The organism is Paenibacillus sp. 2TAB23, assembly GCF_052115165.1.
In the GTDB taxonomy this organism is placed as follows: domain Bacteria; phylum Bacillota; class Bacilli; order Paenibacillales; family Paenibacillaceae; genus Pristimantibacillus.
In genome coordinates this window covers 261,630-278,379 of sequence record NZ_JBFRGD010000005.1, presented here as the reverse complement: position 1 = coordinate 278,379, position 16,750 = coordinate 261,630, and the positions used below count along the sequence as shown (strand labels likewise).

16 protein-coding genes are annotated in these 16,750 nt (G+C 50.4%); 4 read left to right on the top strand and 12 right to left on the bottom strand.

Annotated elements, in window-relative coordinates; genetic code table 11:
• The first annotated feature begins 107 nt into the window (after positions 1 to 107).
• Positions 108 to 590 carry a hypothetical protein gene (locus AB4Z29_RS10720; RefSeq protein WP_441943044.1) on the top strand — a complete coding sequence of 161 codons (483 nt, stop codon included), beginning with the start codon at positions 108 to 110 and terminating at the stop codon, positions 588 to 590.
• Here AB4Z29_RS10720 and AB4Z29_RS10715 read toward each other — a convergent pair.
• Positions 585 to 2,894, bottom strand: coding sequence for a helicase C-terminal domain-containing protein (locus AB4Z29_RS10715; RefSeq protein WP_441943043.1), 2,310 nt, complete (start codon positions 2,892 to 2,894; stop codon positions 585 to 587). The genes AB4Z29_RS10720 and AB4Z29_RS10715 overlap by 6 nt on opposite strands.
• A 192-nt stretch (positions 2,895 to 3,086) precedes the next feature.
• A complete protein-coding gene (locus AB4Z29_RS10710) occupies positions 3,087 to 3,455 on the bottom strand; it encodes a hypothetical protein (RefSeq protein ID WP_441943042.1) in 369 nt (122 codons plus the stop codon).
• Between the two features lie 150 nt (positions 3,456 to 3,605).
• On the opposite strand from AB4Z29_RS10710, the gene AB4Z29_RS10705 reads away from it, so the two are divergent.
• The gene (locus AB4Z29_RS10705) at positions 3,606 to 4,706 is read left to right on the top strand and encodes a GGDEF domain-containing protein (protein WP_441943041.1); all 1,101 of its coding nucleotides are present in this window, start codon (positions 3,606 to 3,608) and stop codon (positions 4,704 to 4,706) included.
• 19 nt (positions 4,707 to 4,725) lie between these two features.
• Here AB4Z29_RS10705 and AB4Z29_RS10700 read toward each other — a convergent pair whose 3' ends face one another.
• From AB4Z29_RS10700 to AB4Z29_RS10685, 4 genes are all read right to left on the bottom strand, one after another.
• The gene (locus AB4Z29_RS10700) at positions 4,726 to 6,015 is read right to left on the bottom strand and encodes a PP2C family protein-serine/threonine phosphatase (protein WP_441943040.1); all 1,290 of its coding nucleotides are present in this window, start codon (positions 6,013 to 6,015) and stop codon (positions 4,726 to 4,728) included.
• A gap of 149 nt (positions 6,016 to 6,164) precedes the next feature.
• Entirely contained in the window at positions 6,165 to 7,481 is a 1,317-nt protein-coding gene (locus tag AB4Z29_RS10695; protein WP_441943039.1) for an ABC transporter substrate-binding protein, read from the bottom strand.
• Positions 7,482 to 7,627: 146 nt separating this feature from the next.
• Positions 7,628 to 8,461, bottom strand: coding sequence for a carbohydrate ABC transporter permease (locus AB4Z29_RS10690; RefSeq protein ID WP_441943038.1), 834 nt, complete (start codon positions 8,459 to 8,461; stop codon positions 7,628 to 7,630).
• A complete protein-coding gene (locus tag AB4Z29_RS10685) occupies positions 8,461 to 9,348 on the bottom strand; it encodes a carbohydrate ABC transporter permease (RefSeq protein ID WP_441943037.1) in 888 nt (295 codons plus the stop codon). The genes AB4Z29_RS10690 and AB4Z29_RS10685 overlap by 1 nt, the downstream gene beginning before the upstream one ends.
• Before the next feature lie 178 nt (positions 9,349 to 9,526).
• Between AB4Z29_RS10685 and AB4Z29_RS10680 the strand changes: the two genes are divergently transcribed.
• Positions 9,527 to 11,392 carry a sensor histidine kinase gene (locus AB4Z29_RS10680; RefSeq protein WP_441943036.1) on the top strand — a complete coding sequence of 622 codons (1,866 nt, stop codon included), beginning with the start codon at positions 9,527 to 9,529 and terminating at the stop codon, positions 11,390 to 11,392.
• The gene (locus AB4Z29_RS10675) at positions 11,389 to 13,014 is read left to right on the top strand and encodes a response regulator transcription factor (RefSeq protein WP_441943035.1); all 1,626 of its coding nucleotides are present in this window, start codon (positions 11,389 to 11,391) and stop codon (positions 13,012 to 13,014) included. The genes AB4Z29_RS10680 and AB4Z29_RS10675 overlap by 4 nt, the downstream gene beginning before the upstream one ends.
• Positions 13,015 to 13,091: 77 nt before the next feature.
• Here the strand turns inward: AB4Z29_RS10675 and AB4Z29_RS10670 are convergent, their stop codons facing one another.
• The 6 genes from AB4Z29_RS10670 to AB4Z29_RS10645 form a co-directional block, all read right to left on the bottom strand.
• A complete protein-coding gene (locus tag AB4Z29_RS10670) occupies positions 13,092 to 13,322 on the bottom strand; it encodes a cold-shock protein (RefSeq protein ID WP_053373644.1) in 231 nt (76 codons plus the stop codon).
• Between the two features lie 260 nt (positions 13,323 to 13,582).
• On the bottom strand, positions 13,583 to 14,245 hold the full coding sequence (locus tag AB4Z29_RS10665; RefSeq protein WP_441943034.1) for a hypothetical protein: 663 nt from the start codon (positions 14,243 to 14,245) through the stop codon (positions 13,583 to 13,585).
• Positions 14,246 to 14,477: 232 nt separating this feature from the next.
• Positions 14,478 to 14,714, bottom strand: coding sequence for a hypothetical protein (locus AB4Z29_RS10660; RefSeq protein WP_441943033.1), 237 nt, complete (start codon positions 14,712 to 14,714; stop codon positions 14,478 to 14,480).
• Between the two features lie 18 nt (positions 14,715 to 14,732).
• The gene (locus AB4Z29_RS10655; protein WP_441943032.1) at positions 14,733 to 15,062 is read right to left on the bottom strand and encodes a hypothetical protein; all 330 of its coding nucleotides are present in this window, start codon (positions 15,060 to 15,062) and stop codon (positions 14,733 to 14,735) included.
• Positions 15,063 to 15,107: 45 nt separating this feature from the next.
• On the bottom strand, positions 15,108 to 15,806 hold the full coding sequence (locus AB4Z29_RS10650) for a pirin family protein (RefSeq protein WP_441943031.1): 699 nt from the start codon (positions 15,804 to 15,806) through the stop codon (positions 15,108 to 15,110).
• 69 nt (positions 15,807 to 15,875) lie between these two features.
• On the bottom strand, positions 15,876 to 16,736 hold the full coding sequence (locus AB4Z29_RS10645) for a fumarylacetoacetate hydrolase family protein (RefSeq protein ID WP_441943030.1): 861 nt from the start codon (positions 16,734 to 16,736) through the stop codon (positions 15,876 to 15,878).
• Between the last annotated feature and the right edge of the window lie 14 nt (positions 16,737 to 16,750).

Here is a 16,750-nt window from a genome sequence, read left to right as displayed (position 1 = left end):
AATGACACATTTAAGCAATTGACTGTACAAGATCGGGCGGCGTAAAATATAACTTGCTGAATAAAGTTATCGGTTTATCCTACTATGAAAGAAGGCGACTCTGCAGCATGCGTATTCGTACTTATGCAATCTGCTTGTATATCATCCTCATCTACTGGATTTCTTCACATTTTCCATCTATGCATGCATTGTTTTTCCCTACGCTTGGCGCGTTCAGCTTGCTCTTCATCTCACGTCCGTTCGAGAAGGCAGAGGTTCGCAAAATCGCCTTCGGAGCAGTCGTTTCCTCCATTGTCGGATCCATCTCGGTGTACATTCATCCCGGCGTGATCTCTCTGCTGCTAACGCTGGTCATTGTCATTTCTTTTATCAACACATTCAAATGGAATGCTCCGCCCATTCTCGCGGTTTCGCTCATTCCCTTTTTTACGCAGCCGTCGCTGCTTTGGGTCATTCCGCTATCCGTCTGCGGATCTTTGCTCGGGCTATTGGTTACGTTGTCTGCCGCCGCATTCGTCGAGAAAAAGCTCGGTGCCTTATCACTCTTCCCCAAGCGTGGCGTCAAAGCAGAGTCCGACTCCGCCTTATAGAGAGCCGCGCCATTCCTCCGGCAACAGCCGCTGGTATTGCGGCTGCAAATACCGATCATCGATTAGCACCAGCGTTCCGCGATCGGTTTCGGATCGTATTAAACGTCCTCCAGCCTGCAGCACCTTATTCATTCCGGGGAACACATAGGCATAATCATAGCCGTTCTTGCCCTGCTCGTTGAAATAATCCTTCAGCATATTCCGCTCCACGCCCAACTGCGGCAAGCCGACTCCGACAACGATTACGCCTACTAAACGATCGCCAGCAAGGTCCACTCCCTCCGAGAATACCCCGCCCATCACGGCGAAGCCAATCAACGACTTTCCGCTGCCTGCTTGAAATGAACCGAGAAATTGATCCCGCTCCTCCTCCGACATATCCGGCCTTTGCAGAAGCACCTCGTCATCGGACGCCGAGCCGGCAGGCACGGACCACTCTTTCAATTCCATATAAGTCTCATAAACCGCATTCATATAAGCATAAGACGGAAAAAAAACGAAATAATTGCCCGGACGCTCAGCCATCAGCTTCACAATCAGCTTCGCGATCGGCAGCTTTGATTCATCACGGTCATGATAGCGGGTCGAGAGCGGGTTGACTACGACATCAAGCTGCTCTCTGGAGAACGGTGACGGCACAGCCAGCGTATAATCGTCCTCCCCGGCCCCCAGCATATCCATATAATACGAAACAGGGGATAGCGTTGCCGAGAAATAAATATGTGAGCGATAGCCTTTCCCCATATGCTGTAGAAGCTTGGAAGGGTCCAAGCAAAACAGCTTTAGCCGCACATCGCTTTTTGTCAGCTCCGTATATACAACATACCGCTCATCAAACAGCTTAGCTGTACGAATGAAGTTCTGTGCTGTGAAATACGTATCCAGCAGCAAGCCTCCGGCGCCAGCCCCTAACGCCAGCGCCTGCTCAGCCGCATGAACGAATGCATCCGCCAATGCGACCAGCGTCTCCGGCAGCTGACGCTCCACCACATGTGGTTCGCCGTCACTCTTTTTGCGAAGCGCGATGAAGTAATCATTAATGGCCTTCGCGGTTCGGTAGCTCTCGCTGTGCACGCTCTTCAGCTCGCGCTGCAGCGCCAGAAAAGGCGCCTTCGACAGCTCAGCCGAGAACATCTCTCGCGCGCGGTCTACCAGGTTATGCGCCTCGTCCACAAGCAGCGCCGTTCGTTTTTTCATCTCCGCGTATTGCCGCTTGAACGAAATTCGCGGATCAAATATGTAATTATAATCACAAATAACCGCGTCCGCCGCATAGGCTAGATCGAGCGAAAATTCAAACGGACACACCCGGTGCTTATGCGCATACGTTTCAATAACCGACCTCGTCATCACCGTTTCCTGCTCCAAAATATCAAGCACAGCGCCGTTTATACGATCATAATATCCGTCTGCATAGGGGCAATGCTCCTTCTCGCAGCGAACTTCCTCTTGAAAGCATACCTTATCCTTAGCCGTTATGGTCACCGCATGCAAGCGCAGCCCTTTTTCCTTCATGAATAGCAGCGCATCCTCGGCAGCAGCCCTCGTCGTCGTCCTTGCCGTCAAATAATAGAAGCGCTGCAGCATGCCTGCACCGATTGCCTTGATGGCTGGATAGGTCGTCGATATCGTCTTGCCGATGCCGGTAGGCGCCTTCGCGAACAGCCTGACCTTCTCTTCGATTGATTTGTAGACCGCGCCTGCCAGCTTCCGCTGTCCTGCCCGATACGTTTCGAACGGAAAGGCGAGGCTGCTGATGCTTTCATTTCTATTCTGTTCATGCCTGCGCCGCTGCTGCGCATAAGGGGCATACCGTGCGGCAACGTCATAGACATACTGCTCCAGCTCTTCAAAGCTGACATCCCGCGCGAAGCGGCGCTCTTCCTCCGTTTCCGTCTGCACGTAGGTTAATTGCACGCGCATCGCTTCCTGGCCATGCTCCTTCGCGTACATATAAGCGTAGAAAAGCGCCTGCGCCCAGTGCACGGAATAACCGTCATCCGCAATATGGTCAAGATCGCCGCCGGTCGACTTTATCTCATCCACGGTAAGGAGCGGCTCCGTACGGAGCAAGCCGTCACAGCGCCCATCCACAACAAATAGCAGATCATCAACGGCGATGTCCGCTTTGACGTACACTTCCTTCTCATCCTGCTCCCCGTAGGTTCGCTGGATTCTCTGATGCGCCTTGGTGCCTTCATGCATCGCATCGATCGCGTTCAGCCTGACGTCGATGCTGCCGCTCAAGAATACATACTCCACCAGATGCCTTACCGATATCGCAACCGTTCCGTTGATCAGCATAAATTTATCTCAACCGCCCCATAAAGAACATTTGTTCCTTAATTGTATCACATGCGGCGTTTCAACGTTTCAAACAACCAGACAGCAAAAAGCAGCAGCTGCAATTCCGCCTGCGACAACGGATTTGCAACTGCTGCTTGTATAGGAAGAACGTACGAGGAGAGGCTGATTGCCGCTCAATGGTTGAGCTGACTAAAGCTCCTCTGTCTCCTCCTCCGGATGGTTGCCAACGCCGTTCAACAGGTCCGTGCCATGAAACTCCTCACCGGGCGAGGCGGGATCGACGGGACTGTCCTTCGCGATGACGTCTGCATCGGGCACAGCGGCAAGCTCCTCCGAAATTTCCTCGGCCGTATCCACTTCATCATCCAGCATGACCGGAACATGCGATTCATGCAGCTCGGCATCCGCATGCGGATGCTGGCTTGATAGAAGCTCGGCGGCTGCTGGAACTGCGCCCGTGCTCGCTTCTTCCGTAAACAAGCCAAATGCCGGATCAATATCCTTTTCCGTAGCCAAGCTTCCTATATGCCTTTTATCACGCTCATTAATGTTCTCCATGCAATGACCTCCTTAGACGTTTCTAACCTATAATACCCACGAAGGTCACGATTCTAACCAAAAAGTGTAACCAAGTTTGTCGAAAAAAAAGGATGCTGCTGTAAATTCGTCGAAGCCTAAGCAGACTGCAACGTAGAACTGGAGGCGTATATGACGAGACCGCATCTTCACAGCTTGCTAATTACATTCAATTGGAACCGACTGATTCTAAATATTATGTGGGTCATATCTATTGTCATTTTTATCTCGCAATGGCTGATATATGAGGTCATCGCGCCTCAGGTTCCTTTTTTAACGCCTCAGAATTATTTCGCGCAGGATCTGCTCGTACCGGATTCTATATTTTTGATTATTATGATTGGTCTTGAGCTGTGGCATCGAGCCTATCCGCAATGGTCAGAGGTGGCCATTATTTCTGCTTCTATCGTTTTGTCGTATATTTATTTATATTTCATCCGGGATTATTTTGCGGTCGCGCCGGTCGTTCTGCTGTTTCCGTTGTTTCTTTCCATCATTTATTTTAAAAAGAGATATTTGCTCGCTTGCCTTGCCCTATGCTTTGCCGGATTGTTCGGATCCTTCTGCTTGTCGGAGCACCGAGCCACGGCGGACATGATTGATTTAATTCTGATGACCTGCATTATTCTAGTCGCCGCTTTTACCGGTCTTGCGGTCATTCGACGCGGCAGCGAGCTGGTCGAACAGCTCGATATGGTGCAGCAATCCGAGCAGGAGCTGCGAATTCAGACGATGATGATGGAGCGCATGGCCAAGATTGACCCTTTGACGGGTTTGCATAACCATAAGTCGTTTCACGAGCATATCGAAAAGCTGCTTGAAGATCAGCGACTGCACGATTTTCCGGTTCAGATCGCCATCCTTGATATCGATAATTTCAAGCAAGTGAACGATACGTTCGGTCATTGGGCTGGCGATATTGCACTTAAGCAAGCTGCCTCTTGCATAGCGGACAGCCTTTCTCACACATGCTTTGCGGCGCGCTACGGCGGGGAAGAGTTCGTTGTTTTGATGCGAGAAAAGGATATGCAGTCTGCATGGCAAATCGTTGAAAAGCTGCGAGTATCGATCGCTCGCAGACCGATTGAGGAAATGAACCGGCGGCATATAACCGTCAGCATCGGGCTGCATGCTATAGCGGCCGGCGAGACGAAGGAGTACGCTTTCCAGCAGGCGGATCAGGCGCTCTACGTCTCGAAGAGCGAGGGTAAAAACCGCACAACGATCCAGTAGCTGCCAAGCCTCCCTTGGGCTAATAGCAACGTAAGACGACAATGGTCGCGTTATCTTGGTACGGGCGGTTCTGCGCACAAACCTGTGCAATGATATACGCTGACGCTTGCGAAGGAGGCAATCGCACCGCTTCCTTCAGCAGCTCTTCCGTCAAATCTTCATTTAATCCGTCGCTGCACAAAATAACGTGATCACCCGCGATGACTCGCAGCGGCACTTCGTTCGCATCAAGCTCTGTGACAATTGGGATACCCAAATAGCTCGTCAATAAATGCCGTTCTGGATGGGTATCCGCCTCTTCTTGTGTAAGCTCGCCCGTATTAACCAGCTCCTGAAGCCGATTCCCGTAAATGTGATCCTTCGTTAATGGAATGAGGCTCCCGCTTCGGTACAGATAAATACGGCTATCGCCCGCCGATATCCAGTATAACCGCCCCTCCTGAATCACAACGGCAATCAGTGTCGTGCCTACGCTCCATTCCAGCTCATGCGCCAGCGCAAGGTCGTATACCGCTTTATTAGCCGCGTGCACGGCTTCAGCTAGCGCTCCCGGCACCCCGAATTTATCAACATGGTTTCTATATTCGTTCAGCATCGTTTGCGATGCCAGCTCCCCCGCCTCCTTGCCCATCTCATAGCCGCCCATTCCATCAGCGAGAACGGCCAGTACCCCCTGCTTTTTAATCACCGCGCTATCCTCCAGCTCCGAGTAGCAATAAGCATCCTGCTGCTCCTCCCGCTCGCCGATGTGCTGCGCAGAGCCAAGCTGAACCTGAATGCTATTGAATTTGGAGCTGTCACCTTGCTCCGCAATGCCAATCCTTGCTCGCTCCTCTGCCCTAATGGCCTGATCAGCTATATATGTAAATTCGTCCTCTTCTTCGCCGATAGACTCTACCTCCATAGAACCGTGGTTTCCTTTGTCTCCAGTATCTAAATCCATAGAAGCGTGCACTTCATCGTCTGCAGTATGTATATCCTTAAAAGCGTGTTCTCCATCGCCTCCAGTATCTATATCCGTAGAAGCGTGTACTCCATCGTCTCCAGTATCTATATCCATAGAACCGCGCTCTCCTTTGTCTACAGCATCTATATCTATAGAATCGTTCTCCCCCTCGCTTAAAGCATCCCTATCGGTAGAACCCTGTTCTCCTTCACCTCCGATATCTCTTTCCCCCGCAGGCATGTTCTCAAGCGTATCCCTTACATTCATGCTCCTCTGTCGACGGACATGCCTATGTATCGCAAGCGCCGCTGCCGCAAGCACCCCTATCCCTATCACCATGGAGCTCCACCATATCCCGCTCATTCGCATCCCCCGCCCTATCTTGAGCTTGCCCATACACAGGCTTTCCCTCATCTATATTCATATTGGGTAGAGCAAGCTTTTATGTTCGCAGACATACATAGCGAAGAGCCCCGCACATTTGACTGTACGGGGCTCTGCTTGTAATATGCTTATTTTTTCACGATATCCTGTACCGCTTTGTCGAATTTCTCAAGCAGCTGATCGCTCGTAATTTGTTTGCCGAGGTATTCCTGCATAGCCGCGCCCCACTGCTGCGTAATGCCGTCTGGGAAGCGATCCCAGTTCCAGCCTTTTACTTGCTCAGGATTAGCGTTCGCAAAGGCTGCGAAGTCTCCGCCGATTTTACCTACCGCCTCTGGATTCGGTGTAATGGAAGACAGAGCCGGAACAAATTTAAAGTCTGTGGAGATGAATTTTTTGCCTGTTTCTGATGTGACCATCCAGTTCAAGAATGCTTTCGCTTCTTCAACCTGTGCGGATTTGTTATTTACGATCCAGTTGTTCGGCACGCCTGTGAACACGTTCGGCTTGCCTTGCAGAGGCACAGCCATCATGCCGAGGTTGAGCGCCGGATCGATCTCGTCGATCATGCCTTGAATCCAGTTGCCATGCTGAATCATCGCGTATTTGCCTGCTGCGAATTCAGCGACCTGCGTGTTGTAGTCCGTTGTCAAAGCATTGTCTTGACCGTTCGCAAACATGATATCTACAAGGCGAATCCATTCTTTCATTATTGGATCGTCCTTCAGCTTCACTTTGCCTGCCTTGACGTCTTCAATGAATGCAGCCGGATCAGCTTGATTCGCGAAAGCGATATTCAGCGTATGAATACCCATCGACCACCACTCGGAAGTAAGCGCGAACGGCGTGATGCCTGCATCCTTCAGCTTTTTGGCAGCAGCCTCCAGCTCTTCAAGCGTTTGCGGAAGCTCGGTAATGCCTGCTTTTGCAAACAAATCCTTGTTATACGTGAAGCCGTAAGCTTCAAGGTTCATCGGCATGCCCAGCAGCTTGCCGTCACGCGTAATTTGCGCTTTGGACGCTTCAACCAAATCCTTCGCCCATGCTTCGCCAGACAAGTCTGTCGCACGGTCCACATAAGGATCGAAGCCTGCCCAGCCGCTGGAGTTGAAAATTTCAGGCTCCTCGCCTGCAGCCAGCTCCGCTTTCAGCAATGCGCTGTAATCCTCGCCGCCGCCGTGCGTCTCGATTTCCACCTTAATGCCCGTTTCCTTCTCATATAAGGCAGCCAGCTTTTCAAGCGCTTCTGCGATCTCGACTTTGAATTGGAACACTTTGATTTTGACATCCTTCTTCGGAGCATCCGTCGGATCCGGTTCCGCAGCCTGGTTGTTTGTTTTCGCTGGCGCATTCGTTGCTGTCTCACCGTTCGTGTTGTTGCCGCAGCCGCTTAGCAGAACGATAACCATCATAGCCGTGAGCATTAGAAAGGAAATTTTTTTCATCTTATGACCTCCCGCAATTTTTATATATACACTTTTTTGTAACGCTTACATCGTCATTATAAGTGTGCAACAAGCTAGCACAACACCGAATATATTGTACATATAGGTGTAAAATGTTGATAACTTCCATTTATTCATGCGAGCTATCATCCTTTTACAGATCCCGCAGTAATTCCTTCGATAATATGCTTCTGCAAAAACAAGAAAAATACAATAATCGGAATCGTGCTCAGCGTGAGCGCCGCCATCGCCAAGTCCCATTTGCGCAAATACTGACCGAAAAACTTTTGCACCGCAAGCGGAATCGTCGTGAGATTGTCGTTAATGACAAGCACCGGGAGCAAGTAATCGTTCCAGATCCACAGGACGTTCAGAATGATAACCGTAACGGTAATCGGCTTGAGCAGCGGGAACACGATGCGCCAGAACACGCCATACGGCGAGCAGCCATCCATGACTGCCGCTTCCTCCACTTCCAGCGGAACGGACTTGATAAAGCCGTGGTAGAGGAACATCGATAACGATATGCCAAAGCCCATATAACAAATAACGATACCATAGAGATGGCCGCGAAGCTCGAACATCGACGTAATTCGCATGAGCGGCAGCATGACCGATTGGAAGGGAATGATCATGGCTGCGATCAGCACCGTTAGCAGCAGCTTGTTGAAGGTGGTCGGCCTGCGCACCAAGCGGTAAGCCATCATGGAGCTGACTACAACGAGCAGAAGCACGCTGATCGAGGTAATTAAGAACGAATTCAGAAACACGGTCGGAAAGTCGATCGCTACCCACGCGCGCTTAAAATTGTCGAGCCCCAGCTTCTCCGGCAGGGAAGCGGCATTAAGCAAAATGTACTTCAATTCTTTGAATGAGTTGATGATGAGAAAATAAAACGGCGTCAGGAAGATAAGCGCCACGGCAACGCCGATAAGCTCAAGCAACAGGATAAGGGGCGTGTAACGCTGCCTGTTTTCCATTATGCCTCCACCTCCTTCTTTTTCGTAATCCATACCTGCGTGACCGTGATCAGCGCTACTCCGAAAAAGAAGATCATGGCTTTGGCTGTCCCTAGCCCGTATCGATTGTTCACTAGCCCCTCGCGGTATACGTTAAGCGCGATGGATTCCGTTGCATTGCCTGGCCCGCCGGCTGTCAGCGACAGGTTTAGATCGAACATTTTGAACGAATTGGAGGTCGTTAAGAACAAGCAGATCGTAATCGCCGGCATGATGAGCGGCACCGTTACGGAGCGCAGCAGCTGCCATGCGCCGGCGCCGTCGATTTTGGCGGCCTCGATCAAATCCTTCGGTACGCTGATCATCGCGGCGATATAGATAATCATCATGTAGCCGGCTGTCTGCCATACGAACACGATAACGATGCCCCAAAAGGCCGTATTGGGTGTGCCGAGCCATTGCAGATTGAAAAAGCCGATATTCGTCGCTTCGCCGATAGCCCGGAAGCCCCTCACGAATATAAAATACCAAATGTAGCCGAGAAGCAGGCCCCCGATTACGTTCGGCAGGAAAAACACCGTGCGCAAGAAATTGCGGCTCTTCAGGTTGCGCGTTAGCAGCAGCGAGAGCAGGAATGCCATAACATTCGTTACAATAACCGCAGCGAGCGTAAACTTCGTGGTGAACCAGAAGGCATTCCAGAATCGCTCATCGTCAGTAAATATTTTGGTAATATTTTTCATACCTGTCCATTTGGCATTGCCTAGATCCATCCCATTCCATTCCGTGAACGTATAGTAGAAGCCCATCACGAACGGTGCAAGCACAATCAGTATAAAGGCAATAAGCCCAGGGCCGACAAATACTGTTTGCTGGACCCACTCGGTCCACTTGATTTTTTTGGACATTTCCCTCGTCCCCCTTCTCTTTCCCTCTGACGGCAGCTGTCTGTTGATACTCACAGTATAAAACCGATTGGCGGGCTCCGAACACAGAGGATGATGATAAGGTAGGTGGACTATATTGACCATCCGCACATGGATCGGTTACTGTGTATGCATAAGCGATAGGAACAGAAAGCGAGCGATGGTGATCATGAACACGGGGAAGCCATTCAATACGATTCGAAAAAAGCTTATGCTGTTGCTGCTTGCCGCCACCATATTGCCGATTGCCACCTCCATGGTCATCTCGTACAATGCGACGACCAAATCGATAACCGAGGAAGCCATCGCCAAAAACAATCGACTGCTGTCGCTCGGCAAAACCAACATCATGAACTACATGAACAACATCAACCAAAAGTCGCTTGCCGTCTATAATGCGATGAACGTGCCACGATCGTTGTATTATATTTTGGAGCACAGCATGGAGGATGAGGTGTTTCCGAACGATATTACGGACGTAATCCGAAATCGCAATCTGCTGAAGGACCATCTCTACAACATGTATCAAAGCGTAAGCGAATTTCATAAAGTCAGGCTGTACGTCGTGAAGCAGAATGCGACATACCTGCTCTGGAACGATGATATCAAGGTCGGCCAGAACACGGGAGAAGTGCCCCTAACCTCAAAGAAAGCGTATATCGAGGCATCGCATCAAAGCCATAATTACGGGCTTGTCGATCTAAAGTCCGCTGCTTCTGAAGAAATGGTATTTACTTTGCATCGCCCTATATTCCTAGCGCCGAGCGAGGTGCTGTTGGCTGAGCTATCCATCGACGTCAGGCTGCATGTGCTCGAGGATTTGAACCGCCAGCTGTACGACAGCGGACAGGAAAGCTTCTACATCACCGATGCGAACGGCCAAATCGTCTTATCCTCGGATAAGACCGAGATTGGTACGGCTGCAAAGCAAGGCTGGCTCAGCACGGTGCTGCAATCCGGGCAGGACAGCGGCCATTTCGATTGGGAAACAGAGGCTTTCGATGGGATGGTCTTCTACGACCGGATCAAAACGCCCTATATGGACTGGTTTTTGATCAAGCAAACGCCTTACAAGCATCTTTACAGTGCCGCAGACCGTATTGCACGCATTAATACAGCAGTCGGTATCGCCTTTCTGGCTGTCGTCGTGCTCGCCACCCTATTCATTTCGATACGATTCACGAAGCCTCTCCTGCGCCTAATCGGGTACGTGAACAAAATTGAAACCGGCAATCTAAACGTGTCGATTGATATTCATAGCAATGACGAAATCGGCCTGCTCGCCAGACGTTTCCGATCCATGATGCAGACGATCAACAATCTGATTCTTACCGAATACCGGCTGGAGATCGCCAATAAGACCAATGAATTGAAAGCGCTGCAAGCGCAGGTCAACCCGCATTTCTTGTACAATGCGCTGCAGTCAATAGGCACCGTCTCGCTTCAGCACGGGGATACGAAAGCCTACTCCTTGATTACATCCCTTGGCAAAATGATGCGCTATCAGATGAATACGATGAACGCCGTCGTAGAGCTCAGCCGCGAGCTCGATTACGTGCAAGCCTATCTCGACCTGCAGAAGCAGCGGTTTGATACCGCCCTTCATATTGAGCTGAGCATCGATGAGCGGACAAGAACCATTCTGATTCCGAAAATGATTCTGCAGCCGCTGCTCGAAAACTTTTTCAAGCACGGATTTGTGCAATCGTTTGAACAACCGTCCGAGCTGACGATCACAAGCAGCCTGGATGAAGAGCGGCAATTGTTGTCCATTGAAGTTAAGGACAATGGCTGCGGGTTGTCCGAAGAGCGGCTGCAGGAAGTATTAAGCCAATTGAAACGGGTGCCGAAGGTTGGAACCGCTCGCGAAGCAATCGAAGAAGAAGGCGGCATCGGGCTGCATAATGTGCTGTCCCGGCTGCGCCTGCATTTCAACGCGACCGCCGCCATGGAGCTGCGGCATGTACAGCCGCACGGTTTTTCCGTTACGATTCATATTCCGCTGTCGAAGGAGAATGAGGCATGAAGGCATTGATTATTGACGATGAGAAGCATGTGCGGGAAGCGATTCGCATGCTCGTACCTTGGGCGCAATTCGGGATCGATACGCTGCTGGAAGCACAGGACGGCATGTCCGCTACGGAGCTGATCCGCAGCGATCGTCCCGAAATTATTTTTACCGATATGATGATGCCGAACATGGATGGCAGGGAGCTGCTGCAATGGACAGCAGAGCACGCGCCTGCCAGCAAAATCATTGTCATCAGCGGCCATGATGATTTCAGCTTCGTCCGCCATGCGGTCAAATACGGCGGAGTCGATTATATTCTCAAGCCGATTGACGCTGATCAGCTTATTGGCGCGCTTACGAAAGCCGTGGATTGCTGGACGACCGAGGAGCAGGAACGTACTCGAAAGCGTACGATGAACATCGAGCTGAACCAGCTGAAGCCGATGTATCTGGAGCAGTATTTCTCAACGATCATTAATGAGTCTGGCGCCCATCCCGGCTTTGCCGATACCATCAAGCAGGAACTCGGCATTACAAAACCGATAGCAAGAGTCCGCATTGCAGTCATCAGGCTCGATCTCATCCCTCCTGCCGTACGTGACAAATTCGCGGATAGTCTCGACCTGCTCCTATTCTCGATAACGAATATTTGCAATGAATTCTTAAAGGCACGGCAGCAGGGCTTCGCGCTTCGCCACTGGAGCCATGAGCAGGAGATTCTGCTCCTCTTTTGGGGAGAAGGCGATCAGGCTGCTGAGCTCATTCAAGGGATGAATCACGCTTTCCTTCAGACGCTTAAGACCCAGTTTCACTTCGGCTTAAGCGACGCTGTCGCCTTTCCAGCCGCCGGCGCCAGCGCCTATCAGCAAGCAAGACTTGCGCTGATGGGCCGAAATTTGCTCCTCAATGACACATATTTACATGTGTTCAGCTCAGCTTCTGGCAGCAATAAAAACACGCCGCTCCTCTTTAGCGAGCATGAAGAACGCATTCGATTTGCCGTGCTAAGCGGCAGCAAGGAGCAAATCCGCCGCGCTTTGAAGCCATGGTTTGATCTATTAGAGCAGGAACGGTTTCTTTCCTTGGAGCAGCTTGCCTTGTGGCGTCAGCAATATGAGCTTGCCAAATCGATATGGGAATCAAAGAATGAGCGCAGCAGGAACGGAAACAGCCGCGTGGCGGCTAACGGAGAACATGCGTCGCTGCCTGTTGATGCGGGAGGCTTTTTTGATTTCGAGCAATGGCAGCATGCCGTATTGGAGGAAGCCTTCGAGATTGCAGCAAGATTCGCCGAGCAGGACAAGGAACGCAGCGTCATTGAGGAAATTGCCGCCTATATTGAGCAGCATCCTCATGAGGATATTACGCTGCAGGATATTTCCGAAAAATTTTATTTGAGCCGAGAATACATTTCGCGTAAATTCAAGCAGGAAACGAATGGAAATCTGTCCGATTTCATCGCGGAGGTGCGCATTAAACGCGCGAAGGAGCTGCTTGCGAACGGTCAGCTGAAAATTTCGCAGGTCGCCGAACTTGTCGGCTTTCAGGATGAGAAATATTTCAGCCGAGTTTTTAAGAAAAGAACAAACTGCTCGCCGAATGATTACCGCAAACACCATTATGGCGGGGATGTCTGAACAGAAAAAAGCCGGGCTCTGCGCGATCGGTGTTAACCGTACGTGCAAAGCTCGGCTTCTGCCTGCTGGAGAAGAAACTACATAATTGGCGTTCCCTTTTTCAGCGTCTTCATGTCACTATTGGAGTTATTGAGCGCGGGCAGCATCTTCTCGCCGCTGACCATTGGTTCATGGCAGATCAAACAAGTAGGAACGTGATCAAACGCGAAGTTGTCGCGCATCCAACTGTTGCACCCTTCCGTCTCGCATGTCCATACCTTCGTGTTTTCTTCCGGAATCTCTTCAAGCGGTTTTTTACGATTGTACATGGTCAGCCCCCTTCGCGATAAAAAAGGAAAAACTGCCTCGAACTGATGAGTTAGGGGCAGTTATCGTTTATAAACAGCAGTGTATTGTGAATATGTGCTACAAACTTTCAAGTAATCTTATTGTACCATATTTCGTCCAATAAAGGCAAATATCTGACTATGCTTGTGCGCCTTTTTTTAAAATATAGGAAAGAATATCATTCTGCCTACTTTCTCAATATTTCTACGCGAAACGTTAGCTTATCCGCCAGAGGTCGGCTTCAGCCGTTTACGCTTGTCGGATTATTGTAATAAGCGAATAGCTGCTCCACTGGCTTGAAAAACAAATGCCCGTCCTCCCAAGGCTGGAAATGCAGGTCCATTCTCGAATCGCTCCAAGGAGTAGGCGTACCCTTCGTGCTTAGCTTCCCAGGTAAGACGGGCGCTTCTACGACTGCGGGAAACTCTTGATAACCGAACAAAAGATTCTCATGCATCGCGATGATCTCATATTTGGGTCCATGGAAAGCTTGTTCCTCCTGCAGCTGATAATGATAATAGATATAGCTCGCCGCCATCTCCGGCTTCAAATGCGCCACCCTGCCGACCCTGCGCTCAACAGTCTCCTTACGCAGCCAATGCTCCTCGCTGGCAGGCTCGTTGAAATGAAACACATCGATCATTGGAATCCACTTCCGCGTCTCAGCCTGCCCTGGCCAACTCTCTAAAAATGGCGCAACCGACGACATCAGCACAGACGGCTCGAGCTGTCGGTTCCTGCATTCGCAATACAAGAATAGGTTGCGCTCCCACCGAAAGCAGCCGACGGTCATGATCTCTCCTTGCTCCATTAGCGTCAGTACCGCTTCCTCCCGTTTCGCGGCAGCAATCGCCTGCTCTACCTTGCCTTCCTGTATATAAGCTCTTGCAATGAGTCTAATCATATGTACCTCGCTTCTCCTGTTGGGGTGGATTGCTGTAAGCACCTATAGGTGCTTACAGGCAGCAAACTCTGGTTATTTGGGTGCTGTTAGAGCATATACGTGCTTAACATGGCTCGGCAGCTATCTCATCTCCCGATTATATCTTTGTTGCCATCATAAAGGATGGCCTATCCTGCGTTCAATGGCTACCGAATAATAAATTGACGGTTATGCCTGATTTTTCAAATGTTGGTTATTCTAATGGAGGGTAGTAAATATCACAATTGCATCCGAGGAGGGAAAAGTATTGGAAAGCACCAAAAGTTTCGTCGATAAAATAAAAGCCAATCAACACAAAGCCGAGCTCAATAAGCGGCGCAGCGGCAACGGAAACCCAGCAGAAAGACTCTCCAATAAGCAGCACAGCACCAATAAATAAAAAAATACGAAAAGACCTTTTGACGGAATAACCGCCAAAAGGTCTTTTCATCCTGAATTCCCACTCCATTTAAACCGAGTATTCATGCGGGTAATACTCAATGCGAGAATCGGCGATAATCGTAAGAATGCCCTTATCCGCATCGTATTCGACCTGGCCATCCTTGATGTAATACCACGTCTTCAGCGTCGGCTGATCCTCATACTCTTGAAAAATAAACACATTCAGCTCATGTTTGTGAGCGAGCACCTCTTGGAGCATCGGACCATCCGGTACGTGAGCCGTGAATCGCCAGCCCTGCCCCTGTGCCTCCTGCGTGTAAGGTACGCCGTGCTTATTAGAATCGATAAACATCCGTCCGCCTATCGCGTGCTTCACTTGAAACGTTTGCTTCATCACGTAACACCTCCCCAAAGCTTGCGCGTGCAATCTGATCTCGAAACCTTATGGCAAATCAATCAACATGAAAAATGACGGTGAATCAGCTTGAAAAGCGAGCTCATTTAACGCAGCAGCTTGTGCCGTATCGCCTGTCTCGAGCTGCTTGTCATTTACTTGTAGTAAGCCTTCGATCACATAAATGAATTGCTTGCGTCCCGGCTCAACGGTGTAAGATAGCTGCTTTCCCTGCTCCAGCTTACTCAGATAGATCGTCATGTCTTGCCCGATCGATGCGATTTGCTCCGCTCCTTGCCCAGAGACAACAGGCAGCAGGGCATTGTGCAGCTTGTTCGGATCGAAGCTGCTCGCTTCATAAGACGGAGCAAGTCCCCGTTCCGCCGGCATAAACCAAAGCTGCAGCAGCCGCAGCTCCGTTTCCTCCGAGGCATTAAATTCCGTATGGATGACGCCAGTTCCAGCCGACATGCGCTGTACTTCGCCAAAAGAGGATACGACGGAATTGCCGAGGTTATCTTCATGCCGTATAAATCCGTCCAACACGATGGATACGATCTCCATGTCGCTATGGGGATGGGCTCCAAAACCTTTTCCCGGGGCCAAATAATCGTCATTGCACACACGCATCACGCTAAAGCCCGTTCGGTTCGGATCATTGTAACCTCCGAACGAAAAGCTAGGCTGGCTGCGCAGCCAGCCTAGGTCTGCCGAATGCCGCTCTGCAGCAGGAAATACGTCGATCATCGTCTCTCCTCCAAACCACTATTTATTTACTTACTTATTTATAGCAGTTTTCAACCTACCTAGCAACTGCTAATCCCTTACAGGATTCAACAGCGGCTCAAAACGGTCGATATGACATTCCACGATATCTCCATCACGAATAACGACAGCGCCTGGCGTCCCCGTTATAATAATATCTCCCGGGAGCAGCGTCATAACGCGCGAATGATAAGCCACGCAAAACCATGGCCGAAATTTCATGTTAAACGTCCTATTCGAATGAACTGTTTCACCGTTAAGCACCGTTTCCACTTGTATGGAAAGCGGATCTGGAAATTCATCCTTTGTCAGCAGCTCCGGCCCAAAGCTAAAGAAGGTATCAAAGCTTTTGGCCCTCGTTAAATACCTCTGATTACGGGCATGAATGTCGGATGCGGTTACGTCAATCGAGGTTGTGTAGCCGGCAATGACGTCATATACCTCTGCCTCCGTAATGTTTTTGCACGTTTTGCCGATAATGATGCCGAGTTCGGCCTCCGCCGTAATTTTACCCGCATCCGGAGGAATTCGTATGGCGTCGAGCGGACCGATCAAGGCCGTATCCGGCTTCATGAAACTGACGGGCTCCTCACTCGGATCGACAGCAGCAAGCTCCTCGGCATCCTTCACATAGTTGAGGCCAATTCCCCAGATTTTGCGCGGATAGCGATAGAGCGGGCCATACTCGGCTTCCTCGAAGGGTATCGCTTCAAGCTGCGCCAGCTTCTCTTTGCCGCCCTTGCCATACCATTCCGTGAGCAGCTCCAGCTCTCCAACCCGGATAAGCTCGAACAGCTCCGTGCTCCAATTGGCAGCCTCTGCCGCGTTAATCGTTTCAATGAGTACTAGGCCTTGCGCGCCAACGATCGCGCATAGCTCACTGCCGTTAATTTTCACCGTTGCTAATTTCATTGTACAGCCCTCCT